Source organism: Novosphingobium sp. PhB55 (assembly GCF_004368805.1).
Taxonomy (GTDB): Bacteria; Pseudomonadota; Alphaproteobacteria; order Sphingomonadales; family Sphingomonadaceae; genus Novosphingobium.
In genome coordinates, this window is record NZ_SODQ01000001.1 from 427537 (window position 1) to 441127 (window position 13591).

Genomic DNA, 13591 nt, shown 5'->3' on the forward strand with positions numbered 1-13591 from the left:
ATGTCTCGCAACATCCTATTCCCGCAGGATCTTTACGACTTGGCGGAGCGCGTCATTGCCGAAAACAAGGCGATCGGACGCAAGGTGTCCGTGGCCGAGAGCTGCACCGGAGGCCTCGTTTGCGCCGCCCTCACCGAAGTGGCCGGCTCCTCCGCCGTGCTCGATCGCGGCTTCGTGACGTATTCGAACGAATCGAAGCAGGAGATGCTGGGGGTTCCCTCGGACATCATCGATACGCTCGGCGCCGTATCCCCGGCGACGGCATGGGCGATGGCGCAAGGCGCGATCACGCATAGCCATGCCGATGTGGCCGTGGCGATCAGCGGCATTGCCGGCCCGGATGGCGGCAGCGAACTCAAGCCGGTCGGCACCGTGGTCTTCGCCCGCGCCCATCGCGGCGAAGAGGAAGTTCATGCCGAGCAGAAGCTGATCGAAGGCGCCAACCGCGCGGAAATCCGCCATCACGCGGCGGTAGTCGCGCTGGAATTGCTGCTGCCGGGTACCGAACTGCCGGCTTACGCGGACTGAGCCAGGAACATCGTCCCGGACTGGATCCGGGACGGCGTTTTCAAGTCAGACCGGCTCGCCGTATAGCTCGTGCGCACGGGTTTCGAAGGCGGCCACCATCTTGCGGAAGGCCTTGTCGAAATACTGGCCTGCCAGCTTTTCGAACAGGGCGTTGCGGAAGCTGAAACGCACGTCGAATTCGATGTCGCAGCTATGCGAATCCACCGGATGGAAGATCCAGTGGTTGTGAAGGTCCTTCATCGGACCGTCGACGTAATGGACCTTGATCTCGCGCGGATGGACTTTCTCGACGCGCGAGGTGAACTTCTCGCGCAGGGCCTTGAAGCCGACGAGCATGTCCGCGACCATTTCCGTGCCATCGTCGGACTTCACCCGGGTGGCGACCACCCAGGGAAGGAACTCCTGATAGCGGCCGACATCGGCCACAAGGTCGAACATCTGCTCTGCGCTATAGGGAAGGCGCTGCGTTTCGTGAATTCCAGGCACTGCTACGTCTTCCGGCTCAGCGCGGCGTCTTTGCCAGCGCGGCCTTGGCAAGCTGCGCCTCGCGGGTAGCACGCATCTCGGCGAAGTCCTTGCCGGCATGGTAGCTCGATCGCGTCAGCGGCGAGGACGCCACTTGCAGGAAGCCCTTCGCACGGGCGATGGCGCCATAGGCGTCGAAGGCCTTGGGCGTGACGAATTCCTTCACTTCGGCATGCTTCGGCGTCGGCCGCAGGTATTGGCCCATCGTCAGGAAGTCGATATCGGCGCAGCGCATGTCGTCCATGACCTGGTGCACTTCCAGGCGTTCCTCACCCAGGCCGAGCATGACGCCGGACTTGGTGAAGATCTTCGGATCGTGGGCCTTCACTTCCTCCAGCAGGCGCAGCGAAGCGTAGTAGCGCGCGCCGGGACGGATCGTCGGATAGAGCCGGGGCACCGTTTCGAGGTTGTGGTTGTAGACGTCGGGACCGGCGGCGACGATCGCCTCGATCGCGCGGCGCATCTTGCCGCGGAAGTCCGGGGTCAGGATCTCGATCGTGGTGGAAGGCGTGGCAGCGCGCAGCGCCTGGATCACCTTGACGAACTGGTTGGCACCGCCGTCCGGCAGGTCGTCGCGGTCAACCGAGGTGATGACGATGTGTTCGAGGCCGGTCTTGAGCGCCAGCTCGGCGACATGCTCGGGCTCGGAAGGATCGACGCGGCCGGGCATGCCGGTCTTCACGTTGCAGAAGGCACAGGCGCGCGTGCAGGTGTCGCCCAGAATCATCACCGTGGCGTGCTTCTTGGTCCAGCATTCGCCGATGTTCGGGCAGGCCGCTTCCTCGCAGACCGTATTGAGCTTGAGATCCCGCATCAACTGGCGCGTCTCGCCATATCCCTTGCCGGTCGGCGCTTTCACGCGGATCCAGTCGGGCTTGCGTTGACGTTCGGGCTTCTGCTCTGGGCTTGGCACGGAGGAAAGATCGTTCATGCCGTCCAGATAGTCGCAAGCTTGCCAGCTTGCCAGTGCGAATATCCGCTCTATGGATTGCGTGCGTTTCAATGGAGGCATCCCATGACCGATTCCAGCGCCCCGAACGACCAACAACGCGTCCTCGATACCCTGCTAGAAGGGTACCACCGCTTTCGCAGTAGCGGGTGGAGCCCCAATCGCGAGCGATGGGCACGCCTGAGCGAAGGGCAACAGCCCGAAGTCATGATCGTCGCCTGCTCGGACAGCCGCGTCGATCCCTCGCAGATCTTCGACGTCGATCCCGGCGAGATCTTCGTCGTCCGCAATGTCGCCGCGCTCGTTCCGCCCTTCGAGACCACGCCCGGTCACCACGGCGTTTCTGCCGCACTGGAATTCGCGGTACAGGTCCTGAAGGTGAAGGAAATCGTGGTCATGGGCCACGGCATGTGCGGCGGCTGCAAGGCGGCGCTGACCCAGGAACTTCACGGCACCGAGCCCGGCCAGGGCGGCTTCATCGCCGACTGGATCTCGATGCTGGACGAGGCGCGCGGCCCGGTCGCAGCCGAATTCGGCACCAGCGGCCGTCCCGCGGAGCGTCAGATGGAGCAGGCGGCCGTCCGGGTCAGCCTCGAAAACCTGATGACCTTCCCTTGCGTCCGCCACAAGGTGAAGGCCGGCGAACTCAAGCTGCGCGGCGCTTTCTTCGCGATTTCGGACGGAGAGCTGCACATGATGGACGACGCGAGCGGAGACTTCGCGCCGGTCACGTAAAGGGCGAAATCGCAAAGCCAAAAAGGAAAGGGCGACGGGTTTCCCCGCCGCCCTTTCCTTTTTTGTGCCTGAGGCAGCGGCTTACGAAGCCGGCGTGCCCTTCGAAGCGGCGTAGGCCGACCACAGCTTGGCCACCGGCGCGCGCGTGCCGCTGACCTTGGCCAGGGTAGCCTGCGCATCGGCCGCCTTGCCCTGCATGGCCTGCGCCATGCCAAGGCGCAGATTGGCCTTGTTGGCATCGACGCCGGACTTGCCCAGGGCCGCCTTGTAGAGCGTCTCGGCCTTCGCGTATTCGTCATAGCTGAGGAACACGTCGGCAGCGCCCGTCACCTGGGCTGCGGTTGCGCCCGGCTTCATGGCGTCACGCTCGGTGGCAGGCAGCGAGGCCTTGTCCGCAGCGACGCGGCCAGCGCTGTTGGCGCGGTCCTGGCCGACTTCGGCCTGGGTCAGCAGGCTCTTGGCCAGACCCTGATCCATGATCTTGACGGCTTCACCCGGGAAAGCGCGCGGATCGACGTTCTGGAGATACTCCAGATAGTCGCGCTTGTCCTTCATCGCGCCGGTGACGTTCATCAGGCGCATGAGATCGAGGTTCTCGGCGTTCTGGAGCGAGGCCAGCTGGCGCACGATCGAAATCGCGATGTTCCACGAAGCCGGGCTCGGGTAATACTGTGCCAGCATCGCCGCATATTCGGTCGACGGTGCAAGCTGCTTGGCATCGTAGGAGGCCTGAAGCGCGCTGCGGATCGAGGTTTCGCTCGGCTTGGTGCCGTTCGCTTTGGCTGCTTCCAACTCCTTCTGGACCATCGCCAGCGCCGCCTGCGGGTTGTTCGAACGCTTGTAGGAGTCCGCCAGCAGCGGCTGGATCATGTTCTGCGTATCGCGGTAGCCGCCGTCGAACGACTGCTGCAGATAACGTGCAGCCACATCGTACTGACCGCTCTGATAAGCGGTGACGCCGGCCAGATACTGGACCTGACCCAGCGATTCAGGGCTGGTCTGGCCGCTGTCGAGCATCATGACGAGGCCCTTGTTCTGCATCGCCGGGTCGTTCATCAGAACGCCGACGTTGCGGGTCATTTCGCCCTGCTTCAGCTTGTCGAACGGCTGCGTGGCCTGTGCCTCGGCCGTCTGGAGCTGGGCCAGAACGCCGCCCATGGCCGCGTCGACTTCGGCGCGGGCCGCAGCCTTTTCAGCATCGGTCTTGGCGGCCTGGGCCTTCTGCGAGGCGGCCGTCACCGCGGCATTCGCCTTGGAATCCGCGATCGCCTTGTCGACCGGTGCGGCAACCGCCGCATATTCCTTGGAGAAAGTAGCCTTGGCGGGCGCCTTCTCCTTCTCCTTGGCGGCAACCGTTGTCGGTGCTGCCGCGACGGCCATTCCGCCGGTCATGGCTACGGCCAGGGCAATACGGGAAATCAGGAACTTGCGAGCCATTCAGGCCAACTCCTCATCAAGACAAATCGAAGACACGCCGGACGGCGAAATCTCCTGAAATCGGTGGTGCCGGTGTGGCGGCGAATTGACCGCTTGGCAACCTAGAGGCGCAATTAGAACGCCGCCACTTAACGCTGTTTGAATGCAATTCGCCGCAGCCTCGGGGGTTCCCGCCGGGCGTCGGTCCGGGCTCGCCACTCCCTTCGGCCCATAAGTGTGGAAAAAAGCACGGAGGATGGAACGCCCCCTCCTGTTCATGTGGCTTTCGCCCAGCGCATGCCCTAGGGCGATCCATCACCCTTTGTCCCGCAGCAACGAACGATCCAGCGCGTGAGCGACGACACCGACATCAACGGCCCCGAACACCTCGGTCCCGAAGGCGAATATACCCGCATCGACATCGTCGATGAGATGAAGACGAGCTATCTCGATTACGCGATGAGCGTGATCGTGAGCCGCGCCCTGCCCGACGTGCGCGACGGCCTTAAGCCGGTTCACCGCCGTATTCTCTATGCCTGCCAGGAAGCGGGCTACGTTGCCGGTCGTCCCTACCGCAAATCCAGTCGTATCGTCGGCGACGTCATGGGTAAGTATCACCCCCATGGCGACAGCGCGATCTACGATGCACTGGCCCGTCTGACGCAGCCGTGGTCGATGCGCCTGCCGCTGATCGACGGCCAGGGCAACTTCGGCTCGATGGACCCGGATCCGCCGGCAGCCATGCGTTACACCGAAGCGCGCCTGGACAAAGTGGCGAACGAGCTTCTGTCGGACATCGACAAGAACACCGTCGATTTCGCTGACAACTATGACGGCTCCGAAAGCGAGCCGACCGTGCTTCCGGCGCGCTTCCCGAACCTTCTCGTCAATGGCGCCGGCGGTATCGCCGTCGGCATGGCCACGAACATTCCGCCGCATAATCTGGGCGAAGTGATCGACGGCTGCCTGGCGATGATCGAAAATCCGGCGATCACGGTCGAGGACCTGATCCAGATCATCCCGGCGCCCGACTTCCCCACCGGCCCGCTGATCCTTGGCCAGGGCGGCGCGCGCAACGCCTATCTGACGGGCCGCGGCTCGATCATCATGCGCTGCCGCCACGAGATCGAGGAAGGCCGCGGCGACCGCCGTTCGATCGTCCTCACCTCGATCCCCTACCAGGTCGGCAAGTCGAACCTCGTCGAGAAGATCGCCGAAGCCGCCAAGGAAAAGCGGATCGAGGGCATCTCGGATATCCGCGACGAATCCAACCGCGAAGGCGTGCGCGTCGTCGTCGACCTGAAGCGCGATGCCACACCGGAGGTCGTGCTCAACCAGATCTGGCGCAATACCCCGGCCCAGTCGAACTTCGCCGCCAACATGCTGGCGATCCACGGCGGCCGCCCCGAAGTCTTCAACCTTCGCGGCTTCCTCCAGGCCTTCATCCAGTTCCGCGAAGAAGTCATCACCCGCCGCACCAAGTTCGAACTGAACAAGGCGCGCGACCGGGCGCACATCTTGCTCGGCCTGGTCGTCGCGGTGTCCAACCTCGACGAAGTCGTGGTCATGATCCGCAGCGCCCCGAACCCGGCAACGGCACGCGCGCGCCTGATGGCCAAGGAATGGCCGATCGGGGACATCGCGCCGTATATCCGTCTGGTCGAGGCTATCGAGCCGAATGCCGAGCAGGACGGCGGATCGTATCGCCTCTCCGAAGTTCAGGTGAAGGCGATCCTCGATCTGCGCCTGCACCGCCTGACGGCGCTGGGCCGCGACGAGATCGGCGACGAGCTGAAGGAACTGGCCGCCGCGATCGAGGAATATCTCTCGATCCTGGCCGACCGGGTCAAGCTCTACGCCGTCATGCGCGAAGAGCTGGTCGCCGTGCGCGAGCTTTACGCCACCCCGCGCGTATCCCAGATCACCGGTGCCGCCGACGGCATCGAGGATGAGGACCTGATCGAGCGCGAGGAAATGGTCGTGACCGTCACCATGGACGGTTACATCAAGCGTACCCCGCTCTCGACCTTCCGCGCCCAGGCGCGCGGCGGCAAGGGCCGCGCCGGCATGGCGACGAAGGACGAGGACGTCGTGACCACGATGTTCGTCACGTCCACGCACAACCCGGTGCTGTTCTTCTCCACCGCCGGCAAGGTCTATCGCCTCAAGGTCTACAAGCTGCCGGAAGGCGGCCCGACCACGCGCGGCCGCCCCATCGTCAACCTCCTGCCCTCGCTGGACAAGGACGAGACGATCCAGACCGTGCTCCCCCTGCCGGAGGACGAGAAGGAGTGGAGCAAGCTCTCGGTGGTCTTCGCGACCGCCAAGGGCAACGTGCGCCGCAACGCCATGGACTCTTTCGCGAACATCCCGTCGAACGGCAAGTTCGCGATGAAGTTCGACGACGACAGCGACGATCGCCTGATCGGCGTGGCCTTGCTCAACCATTCGGACGACGTCCTGCTGGCGAGCCGCCAGGGCAAGGCCATCCGCTTCGCCGGCGACCTGGTCCGCGAATTCGCGAGCCGCACCTCCACCGGCGTCAAGGCCATGACGCTGAAGGAAGGCGACGAAGTCATCTCGCTCTCCATCCTGCACCGCGTCGGCGTGCAGGACCAGGACGAGCGCGAGGCCTATCTCCGCTTCGCGCCCTGGAAGGGCGAGCGCGACGGCGAGAGCACGCTCGACGGTGAACGCCTGGCCTATCTGGTCGAGAAGGAGCAGTTCATCCTGACCGTCTGCGCCAACGGTTACGGCAAGATGTCTTCGGCCTACGAGTATCGCCGCACCGGCCGCGGCGGCCAGGGCATCACCAATATCGACAATATCGAGCGCAACGGCCCGGTCGTCGCCAGCTTCCCGGCTAGCCGTGCCGACCAGCTCATGCTCGTCACTGACCAGGCCAAGCTGATCCGCCTGCCGCTCGAATCGCTGCGAGTGATTGGCCGCGGTTCGGCAGGCGTGCGCCTGTTCAACGTGTCGAACAACGAGCACGTCGTCAGCGCCGTGCGCCTTGACGAGCCGGCCGAGGACGACATCGTCGAAGGCGCTGTCGATGGGGCCATCGAGGGTGATGCACCCGTCACGGGCCAGGCGCCTGAAACCGGTTCGCCGGAAGGCGACCTGCCCGATGCCGACACGCCGGACACGGAAGCGTGACGGCGACGGTCGCCTACAAGATCCTGACCGGAGAGCAGCTCGATCGGCTGCTCTCCGACGGCACCTTCACCGGCGCCCCGATCGATCTTGCCGACGGCTATATCCACATGTCCACCGCCGAGCAGGCGCAAGAAACGCTGGACAAGCACTTCGCCGGACAGTCCGGCCTCGGCATCGCCGCGGTTGATCTCACCGTCTTGGGCGATGCGGTGAAGTGGGAAGTTTCGCGCGGCGGCGCGCTGTTCCCGCACATCTACGCCGACCTGCCGCTTTCCGCCGTGATCGCCCATGGTCCCGCCGAACGGGATGCCGCCGGCAAGCTGATCCTTCCGGGCGGCTGAGCTTTCGGCACCGCTGAACCAGCGGGGCTGCACCGGCACGCCGGTTGATTGCCATGCCCTGTCCTTGCGCCCTTCCCTGATGCCGCGCAAAGGTCTAGGCGCTGGCGCCATGACACAAGACGTCCACATCATCGGCGGCGGCCTCGCCGGAAGCGAAGCCGCCTGGCAGCTCGGGCGCCGCGGTTTTCGCGTGCGCCTTTCCGAAATGCGCGGCACCGGCGAGCGCAGCCCGGCCCACCAGGGCGACGGCCTTGCCGAACTGGTCTGCTCCAATTCCTTCCGCTCGGACGACGACGAAAAGAACGCGGTCGGCCTGCTGCACCACGAAATGCGCCGCTGCGATTCGCTGATCATGTCGGCAGCAGCCAAGGCGCAAGTTCCCGCCGGCACCGCGCTCGCAGTGGACCGCGACTTGTTCTCGGCCGAAGTGGAGGCCCGTCTTGCGGCGCTGCCCAATGTCGAGATCGTCCGCGAGCGCGTCGATACCCTGCCCGATACCGGCACGACCATCGTCGCCACCGGCCCGTTGACGGCCGAATCGCTCGCAGGCAGCATCGGCCGCGCGACCGGCGCCGACAGTCTCGCGTTTTTCGACGCCATCGCCCCCATCGTCTACCGCGAAAGCATCGACATGGACGTGTGCTGGATGGCCTCGCGCTGGGACAAGGGCGAAACCAAGGACTACATCAACTGCCCGATGGACAAGGACCAGTACCTGGCTTTCCACCGGGGGCTGGTCGAAGGCGAAAAGACCGCTTTCAAGGAATGGGAAGCGGACACGCCCTATTTTGACGGCTGCATGCCGATCGAGGTCATGGCCGAACGCGGCGTGGAGACGCTGCGCTTCGGGCCGATGAAGCCGGTCGGTCTCGACAACCCGCACTGGGCGACGCCGGAGCACCCCAACGGCCGCTGGCCCTATGCCGTCGTCCAGCTTCGCCAGGACAACAAGCTGGGTACGATCTGGAACATGGTCGGCTTCCAGACCAAGCTCAAGCACGCCGAGCAGGTGCGCCTGTTCCGCACCATTCCCGGCCTCGAAAATGCAGAGTTCGCGCGTCTGGGCGGCCTGCACCGCAACACTTTCATCAATTCGCCGATCCTTCTTGACCGCCAGCTTCGGCTCAAGACCGCGCCGCATGTCCGCTTTGCCGGGCAGATCACCGGTTGCGAGGGCTATGTCGAAAGCGCAGCCGTTGGCCTGATGGCTGGCCTCATGACGGCGACGCAGCTCGCTGGTCGCGAGTGGCAGGCCCCGCCGCGCACCACCGCGCTGGGTGCATTGCTCTCGCACATCACCGGCGACGCCGAAGCGGAGAGCTATCAGCCGATGAACGTCAATTTCGGGCTGTTCCCGCCGCTTCACGACGTGAAGAAGAAGCAGCGCAAGGAAGCCTATACCGAGCGCGCGAAGCTGGAAATCGCCCCCTGGCTGGACGCGCTGACCCCTGCCTGATCCTCGCGGGTCCAGCCTACTCGTCGCAGACCGCTCTCTACGGCGTCATTTCGGCTTGCAGCTGCACTTCGGCCCGGGCTTCGCCTTGGCCGGAGGCGGCGCCGTCTTGCGGAATTCCTCCGGTGTCAGCGCCTGATCCTGATTCGCATCGGCGCCATCGAACTTGTTGACGGTCGCCACGGCCCATTCCTCAAACGTCAGCAGGTTGTTGCCGTCCTGGTCGAGCTTGCGAAACCCGTCCACCCGTGTCGACAGCATCTCGTTGCGGGTGATCCTGCCGTCGCGGTTCCGGTCGTAACGGCCGAAACGGCGCTGTTCGCGCGTTTGCTCCGTCGCCTCGGGCAATTCCGGCCCGTCGATTTCGGACAAGTCCGCGCTCGGCATTTCCTGCGGAGCGATCGAACTGACAGGCGCCTGCGGCAATGGCGCGCCTCTTTCCACGGCGGCACGGCCCTGCCACCAGAACAGCCCCACCGACACCATGACCAGCGCCGCCAAAGCACCCAGAACAAAACGGTTCATCTCGGCCCCCTTGCGAGGCGGCCACTTAGCCGCGGCACCCGGGCCGCGCGAAATTACATAATCTTCACCGGCACCTGAGGCAGACCGGTCTGCGGTCCTAGAACCCCAGCAAGCCCAGGCGCATGGCCTTGACGACCGCGCCCGGCGATGTCTCGCTGCCCGTGGCCAGACGATGCTGCGCCAGTCCCTGCAGTACCAGCAGCGGACGCAGGCTACGCGACAGGCGCGGGGATCCGGGCGAGGTTTCGCGCGCGAGGGTCTGCGCCACGACGCTTTCTTCGGGATTGCGCAAGTGCGATGCCAGATCGGCGAGCGCCCAGCGCCGTCCGATCCGACCGGCCGCCTCAGCCTCTTCGGGCCGCCCGAGCGCTTCGGCCAGCGCCGCGAACGCCGCGCCGCGCCCTTCGGCCATGGCTTGCAGCGATTCCGGCGGCAGCGGCGCCGGGCCGGTCAGCGCCTCCCAGCCATCGACGAGGGCTGCAAGCGGCTTGTGCGCGCCGTTCCAGCTCCTCAAGGCATTGAGCAGCGGTTCGCCCTCCGGCCACTCGGAAGCATCGCGACCCAGGGTCTCCCGCCACCATGCCAGACGAATGAGCGCCAGCATCGGCTCGCGCGAATGGCGCAGCAGGCCGGCCAGTCGCTGGTCGAGCGCGAACAGCGCGAGTGTCGGCAAGCGCGAGGACGCCGTCGCGTAGGACAGCGCAAGCCGCGCGCTTTGCGTGATGGTGGGGAGAAGAAGGTCTTCGGGACCCTGGCTGGCGGAAGCCGGTGAGGCGGAATTGTCAGGCACGGAGCCTCTCTAGTCGGCCAGTCGGCAGGTGCAAGTCCCGCTTCGTGCAGAGCCTGCATGCCTGCGCGCGTGCTGCGCGCATTTCTTGTAAAGAGGTTCGCCCAGGAACCGATCCAGGAAAAAGGCGGCGGAGTTTCCTCCGCCGCCTCATCTTGTCAGCGGTAGCAGACCTTGCGGACCGCCTCGACGATACGCGGCGTGTCGATCAACGCCGCCTTCTCGAGGTTGGCCGCATAAGGCAGCGGAACGTCTTCGTTGCAGACGCGGACCACCGGGGCGTCCAGGTCGTCGAAGCCTTCTTCCATGCAGATCGCGGAGATTTCCGAAGCGATCGAGCAGACCGGGAAGCCTTCTTCGGCCACGACGATACGGTTCGTCTTGGCGAGACTTTCCAGCACGGTTTCCTTGTCCAGCGGACGCAGCGTGCGCAAGTCGATGACTTCCGCATCGATGCCTTCGCCGGCAAGCTGCTCGGCGGCTTCGAGCGCGAGCCCGACGCCGATCGAGTAGGACACGATCGTCACGTCCTTGCCTTCGCGCATGATGCGGGCCTTGCCGATCGGCAGGACATGCTCGTCAAGCTCGGGAAGCTCGAAAGTGCGACCGTAGATCAGCTCGTTTTCGAGGAACACCACCGGATCGTCGCTGCGGATCGCTGCCTTGAGCAGACCCTTGGCGTCGTAGGCGTCATAAGGCGCGATCACGACGAGACCCGGCACGTTGGCGTACCACGGACCGTAGTTCTGCGAGTGCTGCGCGCCAACGCGGGCCGCGGCGCCGTTCGGGCCACGGAACACGATCGGGCAGCGCATCTGGCCACCGGACATGTAGTTGGTCTTGGCGGCCGAGTTGATGATGTGGTCGATCGCCTGCATGGCGAAGTTGAACGTCATGAACTCGATGACCGGACGCAGGCCGCCCATGGCGGCGCCCGTACCGATGCCGGCGAAACCATATTCGGTGATCGGGGTGTCGATCACGCGCTGCGGACCGAATTCCTCGAGCAGGCCCTGGGTCACCTTGTAGGCGCCCTGGTATTCGGCCACTTCCTCGCCCATCACGAAGACGCGCGGATCGCGGCGCATTTCCTCGGCCATGGCGTCGCGGAGCGCTTCGCGAACGGTCGAGGTCTTCATGTTGGTGCCGTGGGGGATCTCGGGATCCCGCTTGGCCGGTGCACGGGCCGGCGCTTCGGCCTTGGCCGCGCCGGATTCGGCAGCCGGAGCGGCTTCGGCGGCGGGAGCCGCTTCTGCCTGGGGGGCCGAAGCCTGAACGCTCGATGCGTCTTCGCCTTCACCGGCCAGCACGGCGATGACCGTGCCGACCTTCACGCCCTCGGTGCCTTCGGCCACGAGGATCTTGCCAACGGTACCTTCGTCGACGGCTTCGAATTCCATCGTTGCCTTGTCGGTCTCGATTTCGGCGAGGATGTCACCCGATTTGACTTCGTCGCCTTCCTTCACCAGCCAGCGGGCAAGCTTGCCCTCTTCCATCGTCGGAGAGAGCGCCGGCATCTTCAGTTCGATCGCCATCAGTAGCGCTCCACCAGGACGTCAGTATAGAGTTCAGAGAGTTCGGGCTCGGGAGAATTCTCCGCGAAGTCCGCCGACTCGGCGACTTGCGCGCGGACGCGCTTGTCGATTTCCTTGAGCGCGGCTTCGTCCACGCCAAGCGCGGCGAGATCCTGCTTCACATGCTCGATCGGATCGCGCTTCTCGCGAACGTCCTGCACTTCCTCGCGGCTACGATACTTGGCAGGGTCGGACATCGAGTGGCCGCGATAGCGGTAGGTGTTCAGCTCCATGAGCACCGGACCATTGCCGGCACGCACGTATTCGAGCGCCACTTCCGCAGCCTTGCGAACTTCGAGAACGTCCATGCCGTCCACCTGCATGCCCGGAATCCGGAACGCGGTGCCGCGGCGGTGGAAATGCGTCTCGGCCGAGCCGCGCTTCACGGCAGTGCCCATGGCATAGCCGTTGTTCTCGATCACGAAGATGATCGGCAGTTTCCAGAGAGCCGCCATGTTGAAGCTCTCGTAGACCTGGCCCTGGTTGGCCGCGCCGTCGCCGAAGTAGGCCATCGCGACGCCGCCGTCTTCGCGGTACTTGTGCGCGAAGGCGAGACCTGCACCCAGCGAAACCTGGGCGCCGACGATGCCGTGTCCGCCGTAGAACTTATGCTCCACGCTGAACATGTGCATCGAGCCGCCCTTGCCGCGGGAAATGCCCGCAGCACGGCCGGTCAGTTCGGCCATGATCACCTTCGGGTCGATACCGTAGGCAAGCATGTGGCCATGATCGCGATAGCCGGTGATGACCGAGTCGCGGTTGGAATCGAGCGCGGACTGAAGGCCCACGGCTACGGCTTCCTGGCCGATATAAAGGTGACAGAAACCGCCGATGAGGCCCAGGCCGTAAAGCTGGCCTGCGCGTTCCTCGAAGCGGCGGATGAGTACCATCTGCTCGTAGAGGTTGAGAAGCTCTTCCTTGTTCGGCGTGTAGCGCCGATCGGCCGCGAGTGCCTCCTGGAGGCTGTGCAGCGCGAAGTCTTCGTCCTGTGCCGATACTACGGCTGGCTCGGCGCCGGACCCGGCGTCAGTCTTGGCTTTGGGCAACGGGGCTCCCCATCGTTGGTGCGATTGATTTCGGGCCGCTTATAGGACCCCCTGCGGAAATCGAAAGCGCGATGAAGGAAATTTGCCGTAAGTGGCACAAAAATTATGGCCATCCGCAACAGAACGGCCACAATTGGACGGTTCCGTCAGCTTCCCATCACCGCGAACCGGGTCTTGGCCCGGCGCGGAACGGAATCACTTGTTGATGAGCATGACCATTTCGTCGGGCCGGGCGACGTTCAGATTGCTGCGCAGCAACTCACCGGCAAGATCGGGGTCGACATGGTTCTGGTCGAGCAGGCCCACACGGTTCTTGAGGTGATCGCGCGTGAGGCGCAAATCGGCCAGCTTGGCGTTGCGCTCTTCCAGCAGATGCTGATTCTCTGTCCAGGCGATCAGGCCGCTGGGACCGGCGATCACGAAAGCACCCATCAGCAGGAGCAGCGCAAGCGCAATGCCCTGGACCAGGCGTTCCTTGGCAAGGCTGGCGTCCTGACGCATGATGGGAGAGCTGGACCTCATGAAAAGCGATAGAATCATAAGTGATTCCGCG

Annotated in this window: 13 protein-coding genes; 5 read left to right on the plus strand and 8 right to left on the minus strand. The window is 64.6% G+C overall.

Annotated elements, in window-relative coordinates:
* Positions 1-528, plus strand: coding sequence for a CinA family protein (locus EDF57_RS02060; protein WP_132262806.1), 528 nt, complete (start codon positions 1-3; stop codon positions 526-528).
* Between the two features lie 45 nt (positions 529-573).
* Here the strand turns inward: EDF57_RS02060 and EDF57_RS02065 are convergent, their stop codons facing one another.
* Together EDF57_RS02065 and lipA are read right to left on the minus strand one after the other, a co-directional pair.
* A complete protein-coding gene (locus EDF57_RS02065) occupies positions 574-1014 on the minus strand; it encodes a type II toxin-antitoxin system RatA family toxin (RefSeq protein WP_132262808.1) in 441 nt (146 codons plus the stop codon).
* A 16-nt stretch (positions 1015-1030) separates the two neighbouring features.
* Positions 1031-1984 carry a lipoyl synthase gene (lipA, locus tag EDF57_RS02070; RefSeq protein WP_134093256.1) on the minus strand — a complete coding sequence of 318 codons (954 nt, stop codon included), beginning with the start codon at positions 1982-1984 and terminating at the stop codon, positions 1031-1033.
* Between the two features lie 84 nt (positions 1985-2068).
* On the opposite strand from lipA, the gene EDF57_RS02075 reads away from it, so the two are divergent.
* Positions 2069-2737, plus strand: coding sequence for a carbonic anhydrase (locus EDF57_RS02075; RefSeq protein WP_132262812.1), 669 nt, complete (start codon positions 2069-2071; stop codon positions 2735-2737).
* A gap of 81 nt (positions 2738-2818) precedes the next feature.
* Here EDF57_RS02075 and EDF57_RS02080 read toward each other — a convergent pair whose 3' ends face one another.
* Positions 2819-4174, minus strand: a complete 1356-nt coding sequence (locus EDF57_RS02080) for a hypothetical protein (protein ID WP_134092915.1) — start codon at positions 4172-4174, stop codon at positions 2819-2821.
* 330 nt (positions 4175-4504) lie between these two features.
* Here EDF57_RS02080 and gyrA point away from each other — a divergent pair, with 330 nt between their 5' ends.
* From gyrA to trmFO, 3 genes are all read left to right on the plus strand, one after another.
* Positions 4505-7312, plus strand: coding sequence for a DNA gyrase subunit A (gene gyrA / locus EDF57_RS02085; protein ID WP_134092916.1), 2808 nt, complete (start codon positions 4505-4507; stop codon positions 7310-7312).
* Positions 7309-7653: a DUF952 domain-containing protein gene (locus EDF57_RS02090; protein WP_134092917.1), complete on the plus strand. Its 345-nt coding sequence runs from the start codon at positions 7309-7311 to the stop codon at positions 7651-7653. Before gyrA ends, EDF57_RS02090 begins: the two co-directional genes overlap by 4 nt.
* Positions 7654-7762: 109 nt before the next feature.
* Positions 7763-9109, plus strand: coding sequence for a methylenetetrahydrofolate--tRNA-(uracil(54)-C(5))-methyltransferase (FADH(2)-oxidizing) TrmFO (gene trmFO / locus EDF57_RS02095; protein ID WP_134092918.1), 1347 nt, complete (start codon positions 7763-7765; stop codon positions 9107-9109).
* 45 nt (positions 9110-9154) lie between these two features.
* On the opposite strand, the gene EDF57_RS02100 is transcribed toward trmFO, so the two are convergent.
* From EDF57_RS02100 to EDF57_RS02120, 5 genes are all read right to left on the minus strand, one after another.
* On the minus strand, positions 9155-9631 hold the full coding sequence (locus EDF57_RS02100) for a hypothetical protein (RefSeq protein ID WP_134092919.1): 477 nt from the start codon (positions 9629-9631) through the stop codon (positions 9155-9157).
* Between the two features lie 97 nt (positions 9632-9728).
* Positions 9729-10421, minus strand: coding sequence for a hypothetical protein (locus EDF57_RS02105; RefSeq protein WP_132262824.1), 693 nt, complete (start codon positions 10419-10421; stop codon positions 9729-9731).
* A 155-nt stretch (positions 10422-10576) separates the two neighbouring features.
* On the minus strand, positions 10577-11953 hold the full coding sequence (locus EDF57_RS02110; RefSeq protein WP_132262826.1) for a pyruvate dehydrogenase complex E1 component subunit beta: 1377 nt from the start codon (positions 11951-11953) through the stop codon (positions 10577-10579).
* Positions 11953-13038 (minus strand): pyruvate dehydrogenase (acetyl-transferring) E1 component subunit alpha, encoded by a 1086-nt coding sequence (pdhA, locus tag EDF57_RS02115; protein ID WP_132262828.1) that lies wholly within the window; start codon positions 13036-13038, stop codon positions 11953-11955. The genes EDF57_RS02110 and pdhA overlap by 1 nt, the downstream gene beginning before the upstream one ends.
* A 195-nt stretch (positions 13039-13233) precedes the next feature.
* Positions 13234-13560, minus strand: a complete 327-nt coding sequence (locus EDF57_RS02120) for a septum formation initiator (RefSeq protein ID WP_132262830.1) — start codon at positions 13558-13560, stop codon at positions 13234-13236.
* Between the last annotated feature and the right edge of the window lie 31 nt (positions 13561-13591).

Excerpts from the sequence above, each read along its gene's own strand:
- EDF57_RS02110 (WP_132262826.1), bottom strand. The coding sequence starts at position 11,953 with ATGGCGATCGAACTGAAGATGCCGGCGCTCTCTCCGACGATGGAAGAG.
- EDF57_RS02060 (WP_132262806.1), top strand. The coding sequence starts at position 1 with ATGTCTCGCAACATCCTATTCCCGCAGGATCTTTACGACTTGGCGGAG.
- lipA (WP_134093256.1), bottom strand. The coding sequence starts at position 1,984 with ATGAACGATCTTTCCTCCGTGCCAAGCCCAGAGCAGAAGCCCGAACGT.
- trmFO (WP_134092918.1), top strand. The coding sequence starts at position 7,763 with ATGACACAAGACGTCCACATCATCGGCGGCGGCCTCGCCGGAAGCGAA.
- EDF57_RS02120 (WP_132262830.1), bottom strand. The coding sequence starts at position 13,560 with ATGAGGTCCAGCTCTCCCATCATGCGTCAGGACGCCAGCCTTGCCAAG.
- EDF57_RS02075 (WP_132262812.1), top strand. The coding sequence starts at position 2,069 with ATGACCGATTCCAGCGCCCCGAACGACCAACAACGCGTCCTCGATACC.
- EDF57_RS02080 (WP_134092915.1), bottom strand. The coding sequence starts at position 4,174 with ATGGCTCGCAAGTTCCTGATTTCCCGTATTGCCCTGGCCGTAGCCATG.
- EDF57_RS02100 (WP_134092919.1), bottom strand. The coding sequence starts at position 9,631 with ATGAACCGTTTTGTTCTGGGTGCTTTGGCGGCGCTGGTCATGGTGTCG.